The sequence below is a fragment of the Polyangium jinanense genome (assembly GCF_028435365.1).
In genome coordinates this window covers 268,008-289,524 of record NZ_JAGTJJ010000003.1, presented here as the reverse complement: position 1 = coordinate 289,524, position 21,517 = coordinate 268,008, and the positions used below count along the sequence as shown (strand labels likewise).

The following is a 21,517-nucleotide window of genomic DNA, read 5'->3' as shown; positions in this document are numbered from 1 at the left end:
CTTTGCCCGGACGAGAGGGGGACGCGAGGCGTCCCCCTCGGGACGAAAGAAGGCTAGAGCATCGAGCGGTTGTCAAACCGATCGATGTTCTAGCCGCGGCGCAGGACGACGGCCGCCTGCGGCTCGAGGACGCGGAACGTGAACGACTCGGTCAGGAAGAGCTCGACCTTCTGTTTTTCGTGGTACGCGTATCCGATCGAAAGGTCCTGCCCGACCGTGAGCTCGAAATCGCCGCCGCGCACGGAGAGCAGCACCGCGCCGGAGAGCGCAGGCGCCCACACGACGGGGTGATCGATGATCTGCCGCTCGATACGCTTCAAGATCGGATACCCGTCGTCCGAGCCCGCCGCGAGCTCGTCGTATTCACGCGAGCCCGCCACGAGCACGTACGGACCCGTGACGCCCGCCGATCGGAGAACCTCCTTCGCCTGCACGACCGCGGCCGGGAACGCCGTGACCGTCGGAATACGCACGGGCGCGTGCGGGCTCTTCTGCACGATGCCGTGAATGTCGCCCTCGGCATAACCATGAAAAATGGCGCCGTCCTCGACCCGCGCAATCCGCTCGGCCGCCTCCACCACCGGAGACAGGTCGAGGTCGATCGCGCCGCGCGACGCAGCGTCGAGGTCCGCGAGGTCGAACACGATGGGCGTGCGCACCTCGAGGAGCGGCTGCGACTGGCGCTGGCCAATGGAGACGCCGGGCACGGGGCCCTCGCCGAGCGGACGGAGTCGGCCCGTATTGACCGAGGCGTACCCCCAGCCGAACGGCCCGCGGAAATCAACGAGCTTGCGCGCCGCGAGGCTCAACTGGAGCACGCGCCGCGCCTCCGCGTCGATGAGCGCGAGCGCCTCGGGCAGGACCGGAGCGAGGTCACGACGAAGCAGATCCAGGGCCACGATTCACCTCCCCCTCAAGCTGCCAATGCCGAGCCCACGACCCGAGCCACCTCGCTCGGGCAGCGATGCACCCGCGCCTTCGCTTTCGCCTCCGCCCCCTTCTTTTCCTTCCTCGCGCTCCTCGATCTCGGTGATCGGGACGTCCTTCAACAAATAGGTGCGGATATTCTTGTCAAATAACGAATCCTGCCGGCGGATCCATTCGAGGTTCATCATCGCGTGCTCGATCTCCTCGGCACGGTTGTGCAGGAGGACGGCCCGAAGCTCCGCGTCGTTCGTGACCTCGGCGCGTTGCGCGTACCAATCGATGGCCTCGAGCTCCTCGATGAGGGACCAGAGCGCTCGGTGCATGTCGCGAGCCGCTGGCGACAAGACGTCGTACGGCTCGTGGTAGGTCTCACTGCCCATGCCCTTCGGATGCCGGAGCCGGGCGCGAGTTGCGGAGCGTCGAGGGTGAAGGCCGTGCAGGCAGGCGCGGCCGGAGATCAGTAGTGGATGCGCGGTCCCTGCGCCTGGACCTGCCCGGCCCCCTGCTTCACCGCGTTCGCGAGCAGGAAGATCGAGACCGGCAGGAGCACGGCCGCGAGGATGTGCATGCCCATCGTGAGGATCTGCGAGAGCGTGAAGAGCGTCCCGAACCCCATGCCCGCGAAGCTCAGCGCAAAACTCATGAGCTGACGCAAGACCGAGGCGACCGTCATGAGCCCCCCCGCGCCCGCGAGGCAAAACCCCGCGAGGTCATGCACCTTCTTCACGGTGCCGAGCCCCACGACGACGAGGGCGACCCCGAGCAGCGTGAGCACGCCCGCGCTCGCGAGGCCGAGCAGGCTCATCCCGAGTCCGCTCATCCCGCCCATGCCCCACCGCCCTTCTGCTGCCGCGTTTCCGCGAGCTTGTACGACCCGAACGCGATCCCGCCGAAGAAGACCGTGCCCGTACCGAGCCAGATCACGGTGCCGATGGCGTGCATGGTCATGATCGCGTCGGGCGTCACCGTCATCGCGTCGAGGATGAGATCAAGCCCGAGGCCGAAGAGCCGCACGCCGCCAGCACCCGCGAAGATCAAACCCGCGTTCTGGTTCACCGGCCGCACGAGGACGAGCCCCAGCACGAGCACCGCGATGGCCACCAGGACGTGCACCCCGGTGGCGACGCCCCCGAGCACTGACAAAAGACCGCGTTCTGCAGGGTTCATCCATCCTCCCTCGCGCCGCTTGGCGCTCCCTCGACGAACGGGCCCGACAGTACACTTGTCCGGGACACACCGCGAGGGAAGAAGGCTCTCGACCGGACCGGCCCGAATTCATGCTACGACGCGCGCCGTGTCCCTCCCCGCCGGGCTCGCCGTCCTCGCGCTCGCCGTCCTGCTCGGCGGGATCGCCGCGATCTGGCGCGACCACGGGCAACGCGTCATGCCCGGCCTCGGGACGTTCGCGATGGTCGGCTCGGCCGCGATCGCGCTCCTGCACCTCTTGCCCGAGGCGATCGCCGATGCCGGTTGGTTGGCCCTCGCGGCCGCGGCGGCCGGCTTCCTCGTGCCGTTCCTGATCGAACGGCTCGTGCCGCAACGGAATGCGCACGCGCACGCGGACGGTCCCACGCTCGTGATGGGGTACGTCGCGGTGCTGCTGCACCAGGCCGGCGAGGGGACGGCCGTCGCGTCGCTCGCGCGCGCGGCCGAGCTTCACCCGACGATCGTGCTCGCGATCGCGGGGCACACGGTGCCGCTCGCGATGGTGGTTGCGATCCAGGCGCTCGACCACGTGTCAGGGCCGAAGAGCAAGGTCATCGCGGCGCTCACGCTCGCCGGCTGCGCGCTCTCGACCGTGGGCGGCGCGCTCTCGCTCGACCTCGTGGGCGAGGCGCGGATCACCTCGATCCGGCCGTGGCTCATCGCCGCGGTGGCGGGGCTGCTCCTGCACGCGCTCTCGCACACGCCGAAGAAGACGGGCGAGGAGACCACGCGGAGCCGGGTGACGGAGGTCGTGGCGGGGCTCGTGGGGCTCTCGCTCGCGCTCGTGAGCCTGGAGCACGACGGCTGGGTGCTCTACCTCGACTGGCCGCTCAAGGTCCTCGGCATCGTGGTGCTCGTCGCGGCCGTGGTCGCGAAGGGGCTCCTCAGTGGCGCGCGAACGGTCGCGGAACATCCGCTGCGATCGGACGGACGAGATCCTCGGGCTGGATGAGCCACGTCGGCTCGGGGACGTCCTCGAGCTCGTAAAAACCGCCGCAGAAGACCTCGTGCGGGCACGTCGCGCAGACGGGCTTTTTCACGCGCCGCTCGCGCAGGTACTCGAAGAGGTTCACCTCCTCGTTGTTCACGAAGAGCATGTGTCGCTCGAGCTTGAGCATGTCGCCGAGGAGGAACTCTTCGTAGCCGGGCATGAAGCAAAAGGGCAGATTGATGACCTGGATCTTCATGCGATCGCGGAAGTCGTCGATGACGCGCATCGTCTCCTTCGCCGCGACGCTCGTGTCCGGACAGACCGAGCTCGTCGCGCGGCCGAAGGGCGTGAGGAACTGGATGTTGAACCAGCGCAGGCCGAGATCGAAGACGAGCGCGGCGACGTCGTGCAGCTTCTTGTGGTTCGACTTCGTGATCGTGATGTTCGCGCCGAGCTCGACGCCGGGCGGCGCAAGGCGGACGAAGTTTTTCACGCCCGCGATGGTCTGATCGAAGGCCTCGGCGACGCCCACGTTCTGCGCGTGCGTCTGCGCGTCGGGGCCGTGGATGCTCGTGAGGATCGAGGTGACGCCGGAGTGGACGAGCTTCTTCGCGAACTCCTCGTAGCTCGACATGCGTGCGTTCGTGGTGACGTTGACGCGCTCGTAGCCGATGCGGCGGGCGAACTGCACGAGGCGGACGAGGTTCGGATTGAGCGTGGGCTCGCCGCCGTCGAAGTCGAGCAGCGTGACGCCGAGCTTTCGGTACTTCACGAGCAGCTCGCGTTGCCGATCGACGTCGCCGTCGAACTGCGTGCGCGTGCCGGTCGCGCAGAACGTGCAGCGGTTGTTGCACTTGTAGGTGACGTTCATGATCACCTTCTTCGGCCCCTGCGAGGCGCCGATGCGTTGATCGAACGTCCACTTGAAGCGGCGGAGGTCCTCCGCGGTGAAGGCGTCGGTCTCGATCGTGGGCGTTTGCTGGAAACGCGGGCCCCAGTCGTTCACGACGGGCAGCGCGCGACCCTTCTTCTTGGCCTCGGCGCCGAGGCGCGTGCCGGGCAGCGGCGTGGCGAACTGCACGCTTGGAAACGCGCCCGTCTCCTCGAAGAGGTCGAGCGCGAAGGCGAGCGTGCCGTTGATGTCGCGCTTCGTCTCGCCGGGCAAACCGATCATGAAGTGCACGAGCATCGGGAGCGAGACCTCGTGCGCGCGCTTCGCCGCTTCCTTGATGGCGCCGAGGTCGAGCTGCTTGTCCACGACCTCGTCGACGACGCGCTGCACGCCGCTCTCCGCGCTCACGCTGAGCGTGGTCATGCGGCCCTTCATGGCCTCGACGTGGCGCGGAAGGACGTAGTCGGCACGCACGCCGTTCGGGATCTCGAAGCGTAGATCGTGCTTTTCGAGGAGATCGAGCACCACGTCGAAGTGCCGCTCGTTCACGTTCACGAGCTCGTCGAGCAGGTGGACGCGACGCACGCCGCGCGCGGCGAGGTCGCCCAGGAGGCGGTCGAGGTAGGCGGGGCCGTAGCGGCGCTGGGTCTTCGGCCGGACGAGCTCGCCATCCTTGCGGGCCGTGGGGTTCGAGGAGCAGTGCACGCAGCGGTAGGGGCAGCCGCGGCTCGTGAGGATCGGCGCGCTCCTCCCGTCGATCGGGAAGGCCCAGTGAGGCCGGCCGAGGCCGCGGATCGTGGCCTCGTGGAAGGCGAAGTAGGCCGGCAGATCGACGAGGTCCCACGCGGGCAAGGGCAGGTCGTCGAGGCGCGGCGGCTCCTCGGGGACCAGGGCGAACGGTTCTTTCGGCCGGCCTTGTCGTACGAGATCGGAAAAAACCCGTGCGAGCACGCCTTCGGCCTCGTAGCGGATCAGGGCGGAGACCTCCGGATAGGCGGCGAGGATCTCGCTCGACGGGACGTCGACGACGTGCTGGCCGCTCTGGTAGAGGTCTGCCAAGACAAGGGGACGATCCGGACGATGCGCGGCGAGACCAGCGAGGAGCTTCCCAAGCAGATCGTCGCGCGAGGGCGGCCTGTGAAACGGCGTGTACGCGACGAGGACGGCGTCGCTCTCGTCGGAGACACGCGCGAGGACCTTGTCGAGCGGCGCGCCGAGCTGCACGTAGCCCGGGTCATCGTCGTGGCTCGCGAGCGTCGCGCCCTCCATCGCGAGCGCGTCGACGAGGTCGACCTCGAAGCCCGACGCGCGCAAGACGGCGGCGGCCTGGAGGGCGCCGAGGTCGGCGAAGTACGGGTAGTCGATGAAGTCGCGCGAGACGCGGATCGGAGGGAAGACGATCGCGATGCGGGACATCGGCCGTATCGTATAAGGGAAGGGCTCCGCATGGCGAAGGTTGTTTCCCCGAAAAAAGTGGCCGCTCTGTCCATCGCCCTCACCGCGGCGATCACGTCGTGGACCTCGCCTTCGAGCGCGCAACAAGGCCCGCGCGGCGGCCGGAGCACGACGGAGGCGGCGGCCGAGGCAAAGAAGGAAGAGGCCGGCGTGCGGACGCTCGGAACGAGCGGCCTCGAAGATCCGAACGACCCGACGTTACGCGTGGTGACGCCGGAGCGGCGAAGCAGTTTTACGTTTGGTCTCGCGATCGGCGCGTCGCTCGGCAGCACGGCGGGGTTCCCGAACGATCCGACGAAGATCGGCCTGCTCCGCTACTACACGGACACGGGGATCGGCGCGGGCTTCGGCGCGCGTGCGTGGGTGGGCGTGGCCTTGCGGGATTTCTTGACGTTCGGCCTGACGTTCGGGTCGCTCGGGATCGACGCGGGCGACAAGGTCATGTTCAGCGGGATGGTCGGGTTTCACACGGAGATCTTTCCGCTCTACTCGCTCGGCGGAGCACTGCGCGACCTCGGGCTGATGGTGGAGACGGGCGTGGGGACGGCGATCGTGACGCCGGCCGACGACCAGGACACGTTGCTCGTCGACGGAGGTTTGACCTCGGCGCTCGGGGCCGGGGTGTTTTTCGAGGGGTTCCGGTTCGGGTCGAAGGTCGGGATGGGGCCGTATCTCGCGTACGATTACATGTACGGCAATTCGATCCGCGGCGGGGCCTTCGTGCTCGGGTGGCGGACGGCGTTTTATCCGCGGCAGAAGTGAAGCGCGCCGGCGGGCTCAAACCCCGACGAACACCTCATCCCACTCCTCTTCGCCGAGCAACCATTCGAGCGCCTTCCTCCGCTCCAGAATGACGTTCGGCTGAACCTTACCCGGCAAGCTCATTCGTTTCCGCGCGGCGATCTCGATTCCGCGGTGCAAGCAGCGGGCGAGGTCGCAGGCGGCGAGGACCTCCTCGTGGCGGCGCAATCGGCTGCGCTTGCGCAAGGCGCGCACGTCGCGGGCGTCGTCGAGCTCGCCGAAGATCATCCCGAGCTCGGGGCCGCAGATGCGCGAAAAATCGAGGGCCCGGAAGAGCGAGGCCGACCAGCCGAGCGCCCAGAGCGCCTCCATGCGGTCGAGCAGGCCCGCAGGCACTTCCTCCGCGCGACCTTCGAGGACACGCGCCTCCGAGGGCGAGAGCGAGCCCGTGATGCCGATCTCGGACACCCACTCCAATGCGATCTCGGGCGGCATCCCGGAGGCGCAGGCGATCACCGCGTCGAGCGCGAGCATGCGATCGACGACCTCGTCCTTGTCCCGTAAAACTCCGCGGTCCGTGATCAGCGGCAAGCTCACGTCGACCGGATAGCCGAGCCGCCGCGCCATGAAGAGGGAGCGCTGGCGGATCATGCGCAACGCCTCGCCATCCAAGGGCGAATCCCCCGACGCGCGACCCCCGGGCGCCCTCATGGTCGAAAAACTCCGGATACGATTCGATCGTGCCCGCCGAGGTCTTTTTGGATTTCGATCTCCGTGAAACCCTGCGCGGCAAAAAGCTCGCTCACGTCGGGCGCCTGGCCGGACATCACCTCGACCGCGATCACGCCGCCCGGAGCGAGGTACCGCGGCGCCTCCGCGGCGATGCGCCGGAGCAGCACGAGCCCGTCCGCCCCGCCCGAGAGCGCGAGGTGCGGCTCGAAGCCGCGGATGTCCACCGCGAGCGTGTCGATCTCGGCCTCCGGGATGTACGGCGGGTTCGCCGTGATGAGGTCGAAGACGGCGCCGCGGCCTTCGAGCGCGGAGAAAAGGTCCGAGACGCCGATCGCACAGTTCGTGGCGCCGAGGCGCACGACGTTCTCCCGCGCGACGGTAACCGCATCCGGCGAAAGGTCGAGCCCGAGGACACACGTGGTCGGACGCTCACGCGCGAGCGAGATCGCGACGCAGCCGGAGCCCGTGCAGAGGTCGAGGACGCGCGCCGAGAGGTCGATGTGCCTCGTGCGCGCGAGCGCAACCTCGACGAGCGTCTCGGTGTCGGGGCGCGGGATGAGGACACGCCGATCGACGCGGAAAGGCCTGCCGTAGAACTCGCGTACGCCGAGCAGGTACGCGATCGGCTCACCGGCGCGGCGGCGCTGGTAGAGCTCGCGGTACTTGCCGAGCTCGGCCTTGTCGAGTGGGCGCTCGGCGTCGACGATGAGCTTGATGCGGTCGGTGCGAAGGACGTGGCAGAGTAAGAGCTCGGCATCGAGGCGCGCCGAGGAAAAACCTCGCTTCTTGAGGTCGTCCACCGCCCATGCGAGCACGCGACGGATCGTCCACGTCTCGCCCGGTGCCTCGGCGCGCGTCGCCGTCACGGGCAGCCGCCTGCCTCGGTCGCGCGGCGGATCGCGTCTGCGACCACGCCCTCGACCTCCGCCCGGATCTCGTCGCGCCGCTCGGGCGTGGCCGCCTCGAAGCGCAGCACGAGCACGGGCTGCGTGTTCGACGCGCGGCAGAGGCCCCACGCGCCCTCGCCGAAATCGAAGCGCCCGCCGTCGATGTCGAGCACGGGCCGCTTGCCGCGGTAGTGCGCGACGACGGCCGCGACGACGTCGAACTTGACCGCGTCCGGGCAATCCACGCGGATCTCCGGCGTGGCGAACGTCGACGGCACGTCGGCGAGCAGCTCGCGCAGCGTCTTGCCCTCGGAGGCGACGATCTCCACGAGGCGCACCGTCGCGTAGATCGCGTCGTCGAAGCCCGGCCAGCGGTCCGCGAAGAACATGTGGCCGCTCATCTCGCCTGCGAGGAGCGCGTGTTCTTCCTTCATCTTCGTCTTGATCAGCGAGTGCCCCGTCTTCCACACGATCGGCCGTCCGCCGTGCTTCGTGATGTCGGCGTAGAGCGTCTCGGAGCACTTCACCTCGCCGAGGATCGTGGCGCCGGGATGTTCGCGGAGCAGGGCGCGGGCGTAGAGCAGGAGCAGTTTGTCCCCCCAGACGACCTCGCCCGTCTCGTCGATCGCGCCGATGCGATCGCCGTCGCCGTCCCACGCGACGCCGAGCGTGGCGCCCGTGGCGAGCACGCGCTCGCGCAGCGCGGCGAGGTTCGCAGGGACCGTGGGGTCGGGGTGATGGTTCGGGAAGCGGCCGTCGATGTCGCAATAGAGCGCCTCGGGCGAGAGGCCGAGCGCGGAGAGCGTCGCGACGCCGAGCGGCCCGGCCGCGCCGTTGCCAGCGTCGACGACGAAACGAACGTCGGTGCGGGCGAGGCGGCTCGATCGGCGGACGGACGTGATGTACGCATCCTGGACGCTGGTCTCGCTGAGCTCGCCGCGCGCGGCGGGCGGCGCGGCGAGCGCGGCTTCTTGCTCGATGAGGTCGGCGAGGGCCTGGATGTCTTTGCCGTAGAACGAGCCCTTGCCGCGCATCATTTTGAAGCCGTTGTCGGGCGCGGGATTGTGGCTCGCGGTGATCATCACCGCGCCGTGCGTCTCCAGGTGATGCGCGGCGAAGTAGAGCATCGGCGTTGGTCCCACGCCGACGTAGATCACGTCGGCGCCGCCCGCGAGCAGGCCCTCGGTGAGCGCCGCGAAGAGGCGATCACTCGACAGGCGTCCGTCACGCGCGACGGCGACGCGCGGGGTCTCCACGTCCTTGCGAAGAACGAACGCAAAGGCGCGGCCGAGCTCGCGGGCGAGGTCGTCAGAGAGGTCGCGCTCGGCGACGCCGCGGATGTCGTACTCGCGGAAGATGTGGCGCGGAATCTTCATGAGGATGCCTACTCGCCGGCCGATTTGGCACGTCGGGCGAGGGAACGAAACCCCAAAGTTCGCCTGTGGCCGCGGCCGCTCGCTGCGCACACGCGCCGCACAGGTAGGGAACGCGGCTTGCACGTTCGCCGGGCGTGAACCGTGTCAGCGACCAGGATTTGAGGGCGAGGGGTACGACGATGATCCCCGTGGACGAACAGCGACGAGCGCTCGAGCACAGGCTGGAGCTGGCGAAGGAGCGCCTCGTCGCGGATCTCAGTCGTGTCTCGTCGATGCTGAAATCGAGCGCCGGCTCGATGCGCAAGAACATCGTGCGCGCCGCGGTCACGATCGGAGGGCTCTTGCTCCTCGGGATCGTGTCGGCCGTGGTGCGTCGGCGTCGGCGCCTCGCTTGGCGCCCGCTGTGAAGGAGGGCGAGCGATGAAGCAGGAGCGACCATCGAACGGAAACGGGCACGCGCTCGTGCGCGGCCCTTCGAGGATGCCGCCCGGCATCACGGAGCGTGAGCTGCCGCCGATCGCGCGGCCGCCGGCCGGCGTGGGGATGTCGACCGGAGAGGCGATCGCGGCCGTCGCGCGGGACACGATCGACGTGGCGACGGAGCTCGTGCGGGACGGCATCGCGCTCGGGAAACTCGAAGCGCAGCGCGCCGTGAGCGAGATGGTGCCGCGTGTGGTGTGGGGCCTCGTGGCCTTCATCTCCGGGGCCGCGGCGGCCGTGCTGGCGATCATCGCGGTGATGATCGGGCTCGGGGCGATCATCCCCTCGGTGGCGGGCAGGCTCGCGATCCTCGCGGGTGTGCTGTTCGTCGTCGCCTTCTTCGGCGCGGTGCGCGCGATGCGCTCGGGGCGGGTGAGCGAGACCGTGCCGATCAGCGCGACGGAGTCGCCGGTCCAGGAGGGCGTCCACAAGGCGGACCTGCCAGGCGTGACGCTCCCGGGCGAACCGGGCCGATCAAGGCCTATGATCGGACCGTAGCGACCTAGTCGATGTCGTTATACCCGACCGGCGGCTCGGCGAGTTTTGCGACCTTCGCGGCGCCGCGAAACACGTAATCCGAGTAGCTGTAGGGTCCGTCGGACCACACGAAAAAATCGTCTCGAAGCTCGCCGCCCGGGGCGCCGTCGAGGAGCTCCGGCGCGGCGAGGATCGGGCCTTCCTGGAAGACGGGCGCGGAGGCGTCGACCTCCTCGCCCGCTTCTTCCATCGCTTCGAGCGCGCCGCGATGCCGATCGGCGTCGAGCTCGTCGACGGGAAAGAGCTCCCAGTCGAGCAGGATGAGCTCGGGGTGCGGGGGCTCGTCCGCGGAGGCGTCGAAGGGCTCGTGTGTCGCGGGGGGCAGGCCCGTCTCGGCGAGCACGGCGCGCAGGGCTTGTTTGTAGCGCTCGGCGTCCTCGCCCGGCGTCCAGAAGGCGCGGAAGACGGCGCAGATCTCGTCCGCCGTGGCCGAGCGCCAGAGCGAGGGATCACGCGAGGCGATCTCGAGCCCCTTCTCGCGGCTGCGACGCGCGGCGAAGGCCTGGGCGTGCGGGGCGAAGGCGGGGAGATCGGCGAGGGCGCGATCAACGGTCCAGTGGATGCGATGATCGACCTCGCGGACGTAGCGGTGTTTGCCGAGGGCGCGGAGGAGGCGCTCGATCTCTTCGAGCGTGCGCGCGGAGAAGGACCAGGCGAGCATCATGGGAGCCTCTGCTTCAGTCGTTGCACGAGCTGCGCGCGCCGATCTTCGTCGCGCCCACGTCGACGGTGCAGCGCGTGATGCACGCGTCGAGCATGGGGGACTTCGTGTCGACGCACATCTTCTGGCAGGCGTTGCGGAGCGCGGCCTTCATGACCGGGCCCTTCTCGCCCTCGCCGTGGGCCGTGCCCTTGAACGTCCCCGCGCCGGCGGTGATCTCGGTCGTGCACTCGACGCCACGCTTGCAGCCGGCGAGGAGCGCGAGGACGAGCGGCAGCGCGAGGAGGAGGAGGCGAGGGTTCTTCTCGAAGGCCTTCCGGTTCACGGCGCGGAAGATAGCGCAGGATGCGGACGAGCAGGAGCGAGGCGCGTGATGATAGGAGTGCGGGACCTTCATGGACCTCGCCCTCTGCATCTCGCTCACCCCGAAGGACACCTCGCACCTCGGGGACGAGGATCTGGCCGAGCTCGACAGCCCGGAGCTTCGGGACGCGGTCGTTCGGTCGCTCGAACGGCTCGGCAGCGTACGCGTGTGGGACACCACGACCCTCTCGCCGAAGGAGATCGCCGCGGAGCGCCGGCCCGATCTGATCTTCAACCTCTCCGAGGGGATCTACGGCACCGGCCGTGAAGCCCAGGCCCCTGCCCTCTTCGAATGGCTGCAATGGCCGTACGTGGGCAGCGATCCGGTGACGCTCGGAATCACGCACGACAAGTGGTACACGAAATGTATCCTCGACCGCGCGGGCATTCCGACGCCGCGCGCGGCGGTGATTCATCGCCCGCTCGATCGCGCGCTCGGCCTTGCTTTTCCGGTGATCGCGAAGCCCGTGGCGGAAGGGGCGGGCAAAGGGATTTACGATGCGAACGTGGTCGACGACGACGCGGCGCTCGCGGGGATCGTGAGCACGTACCTCGATCGATATCGCCAGCCATTGCTCGTCGAGGAATTCTTGCCGGGCAGGGAGTTCACGGCCGCGGTGATCGGCAATCGGGGATCGTTCGAGGTGCTGCCGCTCGTGGAGATCGATTTCACCGCCATTCCGCGGAGCCCGCGGCGCGTGTACGGCTACGACGCGAAGTTCACGTGGCACAGCACGAAGCACATGCTCTGCCCGGCGCAGGTCGACAGCGGGCTCCAGCGTGAAATCGAGTCTCTCGCGATCGGCACGTGCGAGGCGCTCGGGATCCGCGACTGGGCGCGGGTGGATTTGCGGCTCGACGGCGCGGGAAAACCGTACGTGCTGGAGGTCAACCCGCTGCCGGGGATTTACCCGGAGCTCGATTACATTTCGTGCTTCACGAAATCGGCGTATGCCGCGGGGATGACGTTCGAGGGGCTGGTGGAGCGGCTCGTGCGGACGGCGATGGAGCGGTATCGGTCGGATTGGTTCTTGCCGCACAGGGTGGGACGGCGGCGAGAGGATGGATGATGGCGGTGGTGCGTGGGTGTGGCGCGAGGCGCCTCGTCCAGCGTGTGGGGAGTGCCTTGCGCTGGCGCAACGGCCGGTAGGCCATCTGCATGGCGTGTCTTGCGCTGACGCAAACACCTTCCGGCGCTCGCCAGGACCTCTCTTGCGCTGACGCAAATACCTTCCGGCGCTCGCCAGGAGCCCTCTTGCGCTGACGCAAATACCTTCCGGCGCTCGCCAGGACCCCTCTTGCGCCGGCGCAAACACCTTCCGGCACTCGCCAGGACCCCTCTTGCGCCGGCGCAAACACCTTCCGGCACTCGCCAGGACCCCTCTTGCGCCGACGCAAGCACCTTCCGGCACTCGCCAGGACCCCTCTTGCGCCGGCGCAAACACCTTCCGGCACTCGCCAGGACCCCTCTTGCGCCGACGCAAGCACCACCGCGCAGGCGCGACCGCTCGATTTGCGCTTGATCGCACGCTGTTCATTGGGTAGGTCACATTCTCGATGGTGGGCACACCTACCTGCGGGGGGGCGGAGGGGTGAACGTTCCACGTCTCATCATCCGGGCGTTCGCTCTGGCGTGCGGCGGTCTCCTCGCGTTCGCGACGCCGGCGGAGGCGTACGAGCTCAGCGGTGGCGTGGGCCTGGGAGGGATCCTCGTCGGGACCCTGCCGCGCTTCGCGGTGAGCCCGCACGTGGCGCTCGCGTGGCGCCGGGAGAGTGGTTTCTCGTTTGGCGTGGACGATCTTTGCAGCATCCTGCCCGGAACGGGCAGGCTCGGGGTCGGGGTGTACAACCAGACGTCCGTTGCCTTCGGGTACGCGTGGAAGGATGGCGAGGTCCGGATAGGGCCTTCGTTCTCGCTCTACTCGATGCCGGCGTGCGGGGTGGCGTTGTGCGGGCGCGTCGTGGGTTTGGCGCCGGGTGGGCATGCGCTGGCGAACGTCTACTTCGCCGGTCCCGTCGGGGTGTCGGTCAGCGCGAACGTGGATTGGGTGGGTGGGCAGAGTGCCGTGCTTCCAGGGGGCTGGGCGGCGATGTTCGTGGCGGGCCCTGTGTTTCGATGGAGGTCGAAGTGAATAAGACGAGAGGATATCTGGGGATTGCGGCCGTCCTGGGCTCGTGCTTCATGGCGTGCAACTACACGGACGGGGAGTGTTTTCCCCGGGAGGAGCTGTACGAGACGGTGGGGGCGGGGGGCGGGCCGATCGTCCCAACCGGGGTGGGCGCAGGCGGGTATGGGCAGGTGCCGTTCAAGCCGCAGAGCGTGGATCCGGATCAGGAGCCCGTGTGCAACATCATCTCGGGTGGGCCGTGTGATGACAAGTGTCAGGCGCAGTATGATGCCGACTCCATCGAATGCGCCAAGATCGCGGACGACGCACAGCGGAGGGCTTGTCAGGATACGGCGCATGCGAAGTACAAGGCGTGCCAGGACAATTGCGAGCACGGAGCCATCATCACATGCCACGACAAATATATGTGGTGCATCGAGCATGCTCCCTTTCACCCGTGCATGCACACGATACCCAAAACGAGCGATACAGTCTGCAGGTTCTGCCAGAAAGAGTGCGAACGCGGGGCGTACCCATCATCAGATTGCCGGGCTTGTGGGTTCTGAGCGTGCCATGACCCTCCACATCGCTACCTCCGACGCTGTCGCGCGTGTTGTTCGCCGCGGGATGCGCCTCCCTGTGAACGTGGTCGCCGACGGCTGGCTCGTAGGTCCCTGCGTTCGGGATCTCCAGGACCAGATGCGCATGCGCGCGGATTACTGGGAGTACCGAGGGACGGATCGCCGGAAGTTTCTCGTCCCTTACCGCCGGGCCCTCGATGCGCTCGCCGCGGATGAGCCGGTCGTCATCTGGACGTCTCCCTCGTGGGACGACCGGGTCGCGCTCTGGGCGCTTTGCTTCCAGCGGCTTCAGCACAGGCCCACCGAGCCCGATCTTTCGCTCGTCGTCGTGGGAGAGCACGAGGAGCGGAAGCCGCCCATCACGTTCGGCATCGGTTATGTCAGCCTGAAGCCCGCGATGGCGCGTCGCGCGTGGGAGACAATGCGTTCTCTCTCCCTACGCGAGGTCCGCGAAAAGGCGCTCTTCTGGAAGAAGCTCACGGCTCCTTCGCCAATCCTCTCCGGAAACCCCCCCCGCGAGACACGATCACGCAAGGAGTTCTTTGAACTCGGCGCCTACCAAGCGGGCTTTTTCCCCCGGCTGAGCGAGCGCGGGCTTTCGCTCTCGACCGTCGATACCCTCATGCTCGATCTGGTCGATGACACGCCCAGGACCCCCGCACGCATTTTCATGCGCGAGGGGGCGAAGGGCGATGTATTCCGCCAGTGGTTCGACCTCACCGGAGACGTCATCCACTTCAAGCGCATCGTCCAATGGGCGACGCACGAGCCCGCCGCGCTCATCGCCGATCTTCACGGACAGCCGCACATGTGGCGGGCGCTCTACTCGCTCACCGCCCACGGCCGCTCCCTCCTCCACGACGGCCTCACCTCCCTCGACCAAGCCCCCCCATTCCCCATCTGGGGCGTCACGGCCTACGATCGGAAGGATCCCTGGGTCGTCGTGGAAGAAGCCGGAGGGCGACCCCATCTCCGGCGGCTCGGAGAAGGCTGACGGGCAAGAGCTCCCGTCTACCCTCCGATCGCCGCGCCCCCGCCCTCCCCACCCGCCCGAAAAGGAAGCGCTACCCGCATGAAAAAGCTTACCGAACCGCTGCGATTCCCCCCGACCCGACGTGATCCGGAAAGCGGCTTCACCGTGCACGGCAGGCGCTTCGACGATCCGTACGCCTGGCTCGAACGGCTCGACGACGCGGAGACCCAAGGCTTCCTCGCCTCGCAAGAGGCCATCACGCGCGGCGTGCTCGGCGTGGTGCCGGGGCGCGACTGGCTCAGGGACGCGGTCGCCCGCTCCGCGCGGTATGCGCGACGCTCGCCGCCGATTCGTACGGGCTCGAACGGTCGCGAGTTCGTCTGGCAGGCCGACGCGGACGACGAGAAGCCAAAGCTCCTCTTGCGGCGTGAACGAGGCGCGCCGCTCGAAACGGTGCTCGACCCGAATACGTGGGCGAGCGACGAGGCGCTGGTGTTCGCGGTGCCCTCGCCCGACGGCACGCGGGTCGCGTTCGGGAAGGCCGTGGGGAGCACGCACGAGGCGGTGATTCATGTGCTCGACGTCGAGACGGGGCGTGTGCTTCCGGATCGGCCTCGCGGGACGGGCCATGCGTCGCTGGCCTGGCGACCCGATGGATCCGGCTTCTTTTATTCAGCGTGTCCCGACCCGGGCGAGGTGCCCGCGGGCGACGAGGCGCACTGGAATGCCATTTACGAGCACCGGATCGGATCGAACACGCCGGCGCGCCGGGTCTTCGGGGACGAGCACAACAAGGAATACTGGTGCTCGGTCAAGGTCAGCGAGTGCGGCCGCTTCGCCGTGCTTTACAAATGGGATTACGTGCACGCGAGCGTGGTCTACCTGCTCAGGCTCGCCGACGACGCGCTCTTGCCGGTGGCGCCCGTCATGCGGTCGCTCAACCAGGTGCAGGTGATCGGGGATTCGCTGCTGATCCATACCGATCTCGATGCGCCACGCGGCCGCGCTTGTATTGCGTCGCTGGCGGCGCCGACCGAGTGGCGGACGCTAATCGCCGAGAACGAGGACACGTTGCAGACCGTCGCAGGCGTCTCCGGTCGGCTTTACGCGGTCTATTGCCACGCGGCCTCCCATCGCGTCCGCATCCACGCCGAGGACGGCGCCTACCTCCGCGACCTCGTGCTGCCGGCGCTCGGCTCGGTCAATCGGAATGACGGGGAAGGCATCGTCAGCGGCGTCAGCGGCGCCTGGAAGGGCGACGAGGTGTGGGTGAGCTTCGAGTCGTACGTGCAGCCACCCTCCCATTATCGGTACGATTACGCGTCGGACCGCCTGACGCCGTACCACGTGCCCGACGTCGGGCTCGACCCCGCGGCGTACGTGACGGATCAGGTCTGGTACGAATCAGCCGACGGCACGCGGGTGTCGATGTTCATCATCCACCGGAAGGATCTGCCGCGCGACGGGCGCATGCCGGTGCGGCTGAGCGGCTACGGAGGATTCAACATCTCACTCCAGCCGCGCTTTTCGGCCGTCACCGCCGCATGGCTGAAGCTCGGCGGCGTGCTCGCGTTCGCGAACGTGCGAGGCGGCGGCGAATATGGCCGCGCCTGGCACGAGGCCGCCGTCAAGACGCGGCGGCAAAACGCCTTCGACGATTACATCGCCGCGGCGCGTTTCCTCGTGTCGGCAGGGTACACGACGCCCTCCCGGCTCGCGTCGCGCGGCAACAGCAACGGCGGGGTGCTCGTCGCCGTCACCGCGATGCAAGCGCCCGAGGCGTTCGGCGCCGTGTTCTGCCGCGCGCCGACCCTCGACATGCTGCAATTTCCGAAATTCGGCTTCATGAGCTCGGCGACCGTCGAATACGGATCGCCCGACGATCCCGTCGAAGGCGCCTACCTCGCCGGGTATTCGCCGTATCACAACGTTCGAGCCGACCGCCGTTACCCCGTGATCGCATTTGTCCCGGCCCTCAACGATCGGATCGCGCCGCCGTACGATCCCTTGAAAATGGTCGCCCGGCTCCAGGCGGAAAACACAGTCGGCGGGCCGTATTTGCTGCTGCCGCTCCGGGGCTCGGGACACGGCGGCGGCACCACGCTCACGGCGCTCATCGAGCAGGACGTCGATGAACTTTGCTTCTATTGCTGGGCGCTCGACGTCGCGCCGCCCGCGACGGGCGCGGCGGGCGCAGGGGGTGGAGCGGAGGCAGGCGCAGCGGGCGCGGGTTGAGCCGGCGCCTGCTCGCCGATCGGCAAGCCACTGCCCTTCGTCCGCCACCCGCCCCCGAAAAACCCGAGCGATCCATCCGATTGCCGCATCGTCACCGGCGGCGCCCAATAACTGTTCGGCGGCGGCACTTCCCAGCGACCACGACGCCACACCCAGCGCCGTCGCTCCCACGTCCACTCGCCGTCGATCCAGACCTCTTGTTTGCCCGGCCGCGGCGGCACGATCTCCACGCGCGCGGCCGGTGGCGGGTACGGCACGAGCACGGGCGCCTCACGCACGTGCGGGCCGATCTCGGGCAGCGGGATCGGCGAACCGCCGCAGCCCACGAGCCCGAGGAACGCGACGAGGATCAGCTCCCGGCCCATCCGAAAAACGCCTCGACGGCCGCGCGGCCGAAGAAAAGGTACTCCAGGGTCGCGAGCGCCAAAAACGGCCCGAACGCGACACGCGCCTGACCGAGCCCCTCGCCCGCCTCCTCCGCGAGCGGGTCCTCGGCGAGCTCTTTTTCCGCCTCGGCTCGCTCTTCCGGCGTCATCGCCGCAAGCTCCTTCCGGATCTCCTCGCGCTCGAGCCGCACCGCCTCAGGCTCCTCGATCTTGCCGCGCACCGCGAGCACGCCGATCGCCGCGAACGTGCCCTGCACCGCGCCCGCGCAGAGCACCACGAGCGCGCCTCCCCAGCCGAACCACGCGCCCGCCAGCATGAGGAGCTTCGCGTCGCCGAGCCCCATGCCCACCCCGCCGCGCAAACGCGGGTAGATCACGATGAACGGCAGCCACACGACGGCAAACCCCACGGCCGCGCCGATCAGCGAGTCGACGAACGAGAGGTCGCGCAGCGAAGCCGTCGCGAGGCCGAGCACCGCGCCGCCAAGCGTGATCTCGTCGGGCAAGATCATGTGCTCGAGGTCGATGAACGCCGCGGCCACGAGGCCAAGCGCGAGCGCGAGCGCGGCGATGTAGATGGCCCCGGCGCGCGCGAGCGAGGTCGTGGGATCGAGCGGCGCGAGGATCACGTGCACGATCGCCACCGAGAGCAGGCCGCCGATCGCCTCGACGAGCGGGTAACGCGGCGAGACGGGAGCGCCGCAGCAGCGCGCTTTGCCGCGGAGAAACAGCCATCCGAAGACGGGGATGTTGTCCCAGGGGCGGATCGGCGTCTCACACGCGGGGCAACGCGAGGCGGGGCGGACGACGCTCATCCCGCGGGGAACGCGGTAAATCACGACGTTCAGGAAGCTGCCCCAGAGCAGGCCGAAGACCAGCGCGAAGCCGTAGAGGAACGAGGGGGGCAGGTCGCCGAGCATCAGCACGAGAGCCGGGAGCATAGCGCGAGGCTTTGCCGTGGCGCGCCGTGTCTGGCATAAACCGCCGTCCCCGCATGAAAATCCCGGGAAACGAGACCCTCCTCGCGCTCCTCGGCGCCCTCGCCGCCCTCGCAGGCTGCACCTCGGGCGGAGGCGGCTCCACGGGCGGCGCGGACGGCGGGCCAGCCGTCGTGCTCTCGCCGAAGGGCAAGGTGCTCGAAGCCGCCGAGAACCAGGCCGACCCGGACGCAGGCGCCTCGAAGGCCGAGGCCGCGAAGAGCGAACGCGTGGACATCCCCGCCGGCACGCTCGTCGCCGGCTCGACCCCCGGCGACAAAGGCCGCGACCCCGTGCTCGAACCCGCCGAGCTCGAGGTGAAGCTCGGCGCCTACGCGATCGATCGTTACCTCTACCCGAACGACCCGACGAAGCCGCCGCTCACGGGCGTGTCCCGCGCGAAGGCGGCCGAGCTCTGCGAGCAGGCGGGCGGGCGGCTTTGCACGGAGCTCGAATGGGAGCGCGCGTGCAAGGGGCCCGAGGGGACGACGTTCGCGGGCAGCGCGTCGTGGGATGCAAAATGCGCGAAGGAGCCGGCCTCGTGCGCGTCGGGCTTCGGCGTGCTCGGGATGGGCGCGGCGTACCGGGAATGGACGGCGAGCGAGGTCTTGCCGATCGAGGACATGCAGCCACGCGCGGCGGCCGTGCGCGGGGCGCGCGGGAGCGCGGTCGGGCCGGATCATCGGTGCGCGCATCGGACCGCGATCGATCCGGGCGCGAGCGCGGAGGACCTCGGCTTCCGGTGCTGTCGCGGCGCGCCGAACGCGGCCACGATCCCGTCGCCGCAATGGGAGCAGACCTACCGGCGCGTGGAGCTGCCGGCGAAGGAGCTCGCGGAGATGCTCGCCTCGGTGCCGGCGCTCTCCACGCTCGACCGGGAGATCACGTATTTCAAGGAGCCGGACGACGTGAACGTGGTGCTCGCGCGGGGCGACGCGGGCGCGCCGCCGGCGAACACGGTGCTGACGACGTCGCCCTTGCTCTGGAACCCGGTGCCCGGCGAGCAGATCGTGGTGCTCGCGGGCCGCGCCGCGAAGGATTCGTTCGTCGTAGCGTTTTATCGGTTGCCGGGGGATCGATACCGCATCGCCTCGACGCTCGTGCTCAAAGACGAGAAGGGGCCGATCGCGCTCGGCTTCAACGGTTACGTGCGCAAACGTTTGTCGTGGGCGACGTGCTGGGATTGTCGAGGCGAATCGGGGAACGTGACCTACCGCGACGACGGGCGCGTCGTGATCACGCAGAAGTGACCATGAAGAAGGTCCTCGCGTCGTGGCTTTTGGGATGCGCGCTCGTCGCGTGTCGCAAATCGCCGCCTCCGCCCGAGGACAAGCCGACGACTGCGCCGACGGCGAGCGCAAGCCAAGCCGCCGCGCCGCCCGAGCCCCCGCAACCGAAGGTGCCGACGCTGGTGCCCGAGCCGTTCGAGGCCACGAAAGGCAAATCAGCGGAGCTCTACGTCATCGACGGCGCGAAGATCGTGACCGAGGGCCTGCACGTGGGCCGGATCGAAGGCGAGCGCGTCGCGTGGATCGGCGACATCCCGGACGACAACCACGACATCGGCGGCAATTACATCCGGCTCGTCACGGGGTACTGGCCCGACGGCGTCGATGTGTATTATTCGGGCAAACGAGGCTACGGGTGGCGCCCCACGATCGTTCCGCTCACCGGGAAAGGCGCGCGGCGGACCTTCGGCGACGACGAGCACGGCGCCTGGATCCAGGGCACGGCCCGCGTCGGCGCGAGCACGATCGTGGCCGCGCAGGATCCCATGACCGGCCGGCACTTCGCGACCCTTCGAGGGCCCGCGCGCAAGTTCGAGCCGATCACCGCCGAAAAAGGCGGCTGCAAGCCCGAGGAGGTCCCGAAATCCCGACAAGAGCCCGTGCCGCCCGCCCTGCCCTACAACTGGATCGGCGCGACCGGGGCGGGCACGTTCATGACCGTGGGCATGCTCTGCAACCGGGAGAAGGCGCTGGCCGCGGAGGTCTGGGATCAAGGCGGGAAATCGCGCATCGTGGAGCTCTCTCCCCTGACGAAAACCCCCGGTGTCGTGCCGGTCGTGATCCCAGGCAAGGGCGACGAGCTGTGGCTCTCGACAACCCCCGTGATCCATTACGAGGCCGGGACGTTCGAGGCATTGCCGCCGATCGGAGCGCCGCTCGGGAAGCTCTTCGTCTCGCCGACCGGCAAGCTGCACGCGCTCGCGGGCCGCGGGATCTTCCGCTTCGACGCGGGCCATTGGACCCGCGTCGCGAACCTGCCCCATCCCATGAAGTTCAAAGCGATGGGAATGGACGCCGAGGGGACCTTCTGGGTCGGGTACGCCGGGCCCGCCAAGCTGCGCGCATCGAACGGCGAGCCGAGCCTCGACGATTGCACGATGCCGTTCGTCTACCTCGGCGAGGTGCCTCCACCGGAGGGCGCGGAGTCCACGTTCCAGAAGGCCATCGAGGCGCTCGCCACGTTCCCCGCCCTCGCCGAGATCAGCGGCGTCGAGTACGCCGAGGGCGGCGCCCAGCACTTCGGCGTCATGGTGAAGAGCAAGGCGCAAGGCGACGCCGTCGTCGCGCACCTCCGCGCGAACCTCCCGGACCCGTACGCCGATCGAATCTGTTTTGCCCCGAGAAACGCGCGTCTGATCGAGCTGAAAAAGAACTGAGCGGCAATCCCGCTACGGCGACGCGAGGTAATCGTGGTAATGGTGGAAATACTTCACCAGTCGCTCGGTCGCGTCGGCAAACTCCGGAAAGTCGAGCGATTCGGTCGGTAGCTCCGCGCAGAGCACCACCTCGCCCTGGCCGCCCTGCGCGAACTTCGCGATGCGCATGTCCCGGTTGAGGAGGAGCAGGCGCCGCGGCAGCTCCGGCGAGGGCTGGATACGCGAGGAGAGCACCGGCAGGAGCGAGAGCAACAGCCAGTGCTCGCTGCACTGGATGAAGTACGGGGGCAAAGATTCGTTGCCAGGCCTCCGGGGGAAGACACGCAGCGTCTTCGGGCCCTCGTCCTTGACCTCGTAATCGAGCCTCTCGAGCCAACCGCGGACCGTCTCGACGTCCATCGCGA

General features: G+C 68.5%; 24 protein-coding genes. 11 read left to right on the top strand and 13 right to left on the bottom strand.

Going from position 1 to position 21,517, the window contains the following annotated elements:
* Nucleotides 1-89: 89 nt before the first annotated feature.
* The 4 genes from KEG57_RS10355 to KEG57_RS10340 all read right to left on the bottom strand — a co-directional run bounded on the left by KEG57_RS10355 (nt 90) and on the right by KEG57_RS10340 (nt 2,094).
* Entirely contained in the window at nt 90-899 is an 810-nt protein-coding gene (locus KEG57_RS10355) for a family 1 encapsulin nanocompartment shell protein (RefSeq protein ID WP_272419524.1), read from the bottom strand.
* 3 nt (nt 900-902) lie between these two features.
* Nucleotides 903-1,307 carry an encapsulin-associated ferritin-like protein gene (locus tag KEG57_RS10350; RefSeq protein WP_272419523.1) on the bottom strand — a complete coding sequence of 135 codons (405 nt, stop codon included), beginning with the start codon at nt 1,305-1,307 and terminating at the stop codon, nt 903-905.
* 77 nt (nt 1,308-1,384) lie between these two features.
* Nucleotides 1,385-1,747, bottom strand: a complete 363-nt coding sequence (locus KEG57_RS10345) for a hypothetical protein (RefSeq protein ID WP_272419522.1) — start codon at nt 1,745-1,747, stop codon at nt 1,385-1,387.
* Nucleotides 1,744-2,094: a hypothetical protein gene (locus KEG57_RS10340; RefSeq protein ID WP_272419521.1), complete on the bottom strand. Its 351-nt coding sequence runs from the start codon at nt 2,092-2,094 to the stop codon at nt 1,744-1,746. Before KEG57_RS10340 ends, KEG57_RS10345 begins: the two co-directional genes overlap by 4 nt.
* Before the next feature lie 127 nt (nt 2,095-2,221).
* On the opposite strand from KEG57_RS10340, the gene KEG57_RS10335 reads away from it, so the two are divergent.
* On the top strand, nt 2,222-3,085 hold the full coding sequence (locus tag KEG57_RS10335) for a ZIP family metal transporter (RefSeq protein WP_272419520.1): 864 nt from the start codon (nt 2,222-2,224) through the stop codon (nt 3,083-3,085).
* Here the strand turns inward: KEG57_RS10335 and KEG57_RS10330 are convergent.
* Nucleotides 3,018-5,372, bottom strand: a complete 2,355-nt coding sequence (locus KEG57_RS10330) for a radical SAM protein (RefSeq protein ID WP_272419518.1) — start codon at nt 5,370-5,372, stop codon at nt 3,018-3,020. The genes KEG57_RS10335 and KEG57_RS10330 overlap by 68 nt on opposite strands.
* Before the next feature lie 30 nt (nt 5,373-5,402).
* Between KEG57_RS10330 and KEG57_RS10325 the strand changes: the two genes are divergently transcribed.
* Entirely contained in the window at nt 5,403-6,173 is a 771-nt protein-coding gene (locus KEG57_RS10325) for a hypothetical protein (protein ID WP_272419517.1), read from the top strand.
* A gap of 15 nt (nt 6,174-6,188) precedes the next feature.
* On the opposite strand, the gene KEG57_RS10320 is transcribed toward KEG57_RS10325, so the two are convergent.
* Genes KEG57_RS10320 through KEG57_RS10310 form a run of 3 tightly spaced genes read right to left on the bottom strand, consistent with a single transcriptional unit; the run spans nt 6,189 to nt 9,147 of the window.
* Nucleotides 6,189-6,803 (bottom strand): DUF4272 domain-containing protein, encoded by a 615-nt coding sequence (locus KEG57_RS10320; RefSeq protein ID WP_272419516.1) that lies wholly within the window; start codon nt 6,801-6,803, stop codon nt 6,189-6,191.
* 56 nt (nt 6,804-6,859) lie between these two features.
* On the bottom strand, nt 6,860-7,750 hold the full coding sequence (gene prmC / locus KEG57_RS10315) for a peptide chain release factor N(5)-glutamine methyltransferase (protein WP_272419515.1): 891 nt from the start codon (nt 7,748-7,750) through the stop codon (nt 6,860-6,862).
* On the bottom strand, nt 7,747-9,147 hold the full coding sequence (locus KEG57_RS10310) for a phosphomannomutase/phosphoglucomutase (protein WP_272419513.1): 1,401 nt from the start codon (nt 9,145-9,147) through the stop codon (nt 7,747-7,749). The genes prmC and KEG57_RS10310 overlap by 4 nt, the downstream gene beginning before the upstream one ends.
* Nucleotides 9,148-9,326: 179 nt before the next feature.
* Here KEG57_RS10310 and KEG57_RS10305 point away from each other — a divergent pair, with 179 nt between their 5' ends.
* Entirely contained in the window at nt 9,327-9,554 is a 228-nt protein-coding gene (locus KEG57_RS10305) for a hypothetical protein (protein WP_272458414.1), read from the top strand.
* Nucleotides 9,555-9,567: 13 nt separating this feature from the next.
* Nucleotides 9,568-10,125, top strand: coding sequence for a phage holin family protein (locus tag KEG57_RS10300; protein ID WP_272419511.1), 558 nt, complete (start codon nt 9,568-9,570; stop codon nt 10,123-10,125).
* 4 nt (nt 10,126-10,129) lie between these two features.
* On the opposite strand, the gene KEG57_RS10295 is transcribed toward KEG57_RS10300, so the two are convergent.
* Nucleotides 10,130-10,828 carry a hypothetical protein gene (locus KEG57_RS10295; protein WP_272419509.1) on the bottom strand — a complete coding sequence of 233 codons (699 nt, stop codon included), beginning with the start codon at nt 10,826-10,828 and terminating at the stop codon, nt 10,130-10,132.
* A 13-nt stretch (nt 10,829-10,841) separates the two neighbouring features.
* Nucleotides 10,842-11,150, bottom strand: a complete 309-nt coding sequence (locus KEG57_RS10290) for a hypothetical protein (protein ID WP_272419507.1) — start codon at nt 11,148-11,150, stop codon at nt 10,842-10,844.
* Between the two features lie 70 nt (nt 11,151-11,220).
* Here KEG57_RS10290 and KEG57_RS10285 point away from each other — a divergent pair, with 70 nt between their 5' ends.
* From KEG57_RS10285 to KEG57_RS10265, 5 genes are all read left to right on the top strand, one after another.
* Nucleotides 11,221-12,258: a D-alanine--D-alanine ligase family protein gene (locus KEG57_RS10285; RefSeq protein WP_272419506.1), complete on the top strand. Its 1,038-nt coding sequence runs from the start codon at nt 11,221-11,223 to the stop codon at nt 12,256-12,258.
* Between the two features lie 522 nt (nt 12,259-12,780).
* The gene (locus tag KEG57_RS10280) at nt 12,781-13,320 is read left to right on the top strand and encodes a hypothetical protein (protein ID WP_272419504.1); all 540 of its coding nucleotides are present in this window, start codon (nt 12,781-12,783) and stop codon (nt 13,318-13,320) included.
* On the top strand, nt 13,317-13,862 hold the full coding sequence (locus tag KEG57_RS10275; RefSeq protein ID WP_272419503.1) for a hypothetical protein: 546 nt from the start codon (nt 13,317-13,319) through the stop codon (nt 13,860-13,862). The genes KEG57_RS10280 and KEG57_RS10275 overlap by 4 nt, the downstream gene beginning before the upstream one ends.
* Nucleotides 13,863-13,923: 61 nt before the next feature.
* Nucleotides 13,924-14,871: a hypothetical protein gene (locus KEG57_RS10270; protein ID WP_272419502.1), complete on the top strand. Its 948-nt coding sequence runs from the start codon at nt 13,924-13,926 to the stop codon at nt 14,869-14,871.
* A 78-nt stretch (nt 14,872-14,949) separates the two neighbouring features.
* Entirely contained in the window at nt 14,950-17,085 is a 2,136-nt protein-coding gene (locus tag KEG57_RS10265; RefSeq protein WP_272458413.1) for a prolyl oligopeptidase family serine peptidase, read from the top strand.
* Here the strand turns inward: KEG57_RS10265 and KEG57_RS10260 are convergent.
* Both KEG57_RS10260 and KEG57_RS10255 read right to left on the bottom strand, forming a co-directional pair.
* Nucleotides 16,995-17,450: a hypothetical protein gene (locus tag KEG57_RS10260; RefSeq protein ID WP_272419500.1), complete on the bottom strand. Its 456-nt coding sequence runs from the start codon at nt 17,448-17,450 to the stop codon at nt 16,995-16,997. The genes KEG57_RS10265 and KEG57_RS10260 overlap by 91 nt on opposite strands.
* Nucleotides 17,435-18,412 (bottom strand): prepilin peptidase, encoded by a 978-nt coding sequence (locus KEG57_RS10255; protein ID WP_272419499.1) that lies wholly within the window; start codon nt 18,410-18,412, stop codon nt 17,435-17,437. The genes KEG57_RS10260 and KEG57_RS10255 overlap by 16 nt, the downstream gene beginning before the upstream one ends.
* A 53-nt stretch (nt 18,413-18,465) precedes the next feature.
* Here KEG57_RS10255 and KEG57_RS10250 point away from each other — a divergent pair, with 53 nt between their 5' ends.
* Together KEG57_RS10250 and KEG57_RS10245 are read left to right on the top strand one after the other, a co-directional pair.
* The gene (locus KEG57_RS10250) at nt 18,466-19,698 is read left to right on the top strand and encodes a formylglycine-generating enzyme family protein (protein ID WP_272419497.1); all 1,233 of its coding nucleotides are present in this window, start codon (nt 18,466-18,468) and stop codon (nt 19,696-19,698) included.
* A gap of 2 nt (nt 19,699-19,700) precedes the next feature.
* Nucleotides 19,701-21,113 (top strand): hypothetical protein, encoded by a 1,413-nt coding sequence (locus KEG57_RS10245; RefSeq protein ID WP_272458412.1) that lies wholly within the window; start codon nt 19,701-19,703, stop codon nt 21,111-21,113.
* Between the two features lie 12 nt (nt 21,114-21,125).
* Here the strand turns inward: KEG57_RS10245 and KEG57_RS10240 are convergent, their stop codons facing one another.
* Nucleotides 21,126-21,512: a YbjN domain-containing protein gene (locus KEG57_RS10240; RefSeq protein WP_272419494.1), complete on the bottom strand. Its 387-nt coding sequence runs from the start codon at nt 21,510-21,512 to the stop codon at nt 21,126-21,128.
* Between the last annotated feature and the right edge of the window lie 5 nt (nt 21,513-21,517).

Bases quoted from the DNA above. Each gene is read 5' to 3' on its own strand.
- KEG57_RS10310 (WP_272419513.1), bottom strand. From the start codon at position 9,147: ATGAAGATTCCGCGCCACATCTTCCGCGAGTACGACATCCGCGGCGTC.
- KEG57_RS10270 (WP_272419502.1), top strand. From the start codon at position 13,924: ATGCGCCTCCCTGTGAACGTGGTCGCCGACGGCTGGCTCGTAGGTCCC.
- KEG57_RS10300 (WP_272419511.1), top strand. From the start codon at position 9,568: ATGAAGCAGGAGCGACCATCGAACGGAAACGGGCACGCGCTCGTGCGC.
- KEG57_RS10320 (WP_272419516.1), bottom strand. From the start codon at position 6,803: ATGATCCGCCAGCGCTCCCTCTTCATGGCGCGGCGGCTCGGCTATCCG.
- KEG57_RS10240 (WP_272419494.1), bottom strand. From the start codon at position 21,512: ATGGACGTCGAGACGGTCCGCGGTTGGCTCGAGAGGCTCGATTACGAG.
- KEG57_RS10265 (WP_272458413.1), top strand. From the start codon at position 14,950: ATGAAAAAGCTTACCGAACCGCTGCGATTCCCCCCGACCCGACGTGAT.
- KEG57_RS10245 (WP_272458412.1), top strand. From the start codon at position 19,701: ATGAAGAAGGTCCTCGCGTCGTGGCTTTTGGGATGCGCGCTCGTCGCG.
- KEG57_RS10345 (WP_272419522.1), bottom strand. From the start codon at position 1,747: ATGAGCGGACTCGGGATGAGCCTGCTCGGCCTCGCGAGCGCGGGCGTG.
- KEG57_RS10305 (WP_272458414.1), top strand. From the start codon at position 9,327: ATGATCCCCGTGGACGAACAGCGACGAGCGCTCGAGCACAGGCTGGAG.
- KEG57_RS10295 (WP_272419509.1), bottom strand. From the start codon at position 10,828: ATGATGCTCGCCTGGTCCTTCTCCGCGCGCACGCTCGAAGAGATCGAG.
- KEG57_RS10330 (WP_272419518.1), bottom strand. From the start codon at position 5,372: ATGTCCCGCATCGCGATCGTCTTCCCTCCGATCCGCGTCTCGCGCGAC.
- KEG57_RS10285 (WP_272419506.1), top strand. From the start codon at position 11,221: ATGGACCTCGCCCTCTGCATCTCGCTCACCCCGAAGGACACCTCGCAC.
- KEG57_RS10340 (WP_272419521.1), bottom strand. From the start codon at position 2,094: ATGAACCCTGCAGAACGCGGTCTTTTGTCAGTGCTCGGGGGCGTCGCC.
- KEG57_RS10260 (WP_272419500.1), bottom strand. From the start codon at position 17,450: ATGGGCCGGGAGCTGATCCTCGTCGCGTTCCTCGGGCTCGTGGGCTGC.
- KEG57_RS10350 (WP_272419523.1), bottom strand. From the start codon at position 1,307: ATGGGCAGTGAGACCTACCACGAGCCGTACGACGTCTTGTCGCCAGCG.
- KEG57_RS10255 (WP_272419499.1), bottom strand. From the start codon at position 18,412: ATGCTCCCGGCTCTCGTGCTGATGCTCGGCGACCTGCCCCCCTCGTTC.
- KEG57_RS10250 (WP_272419497.1), top strand. From the start codon at position 18,466: ATGAAAATCCCGGGAAACGAGACCCTCCTCGCGCTCCTCGGCGCCCTC.
- KEG57_RS10325 (WP_272419517.1), top strand. From the start codon at position 5,403: ATGGCGAAGGTTGTTTCCCCGAAAAAAGTGGCCGCTCTGTCCATCGCC.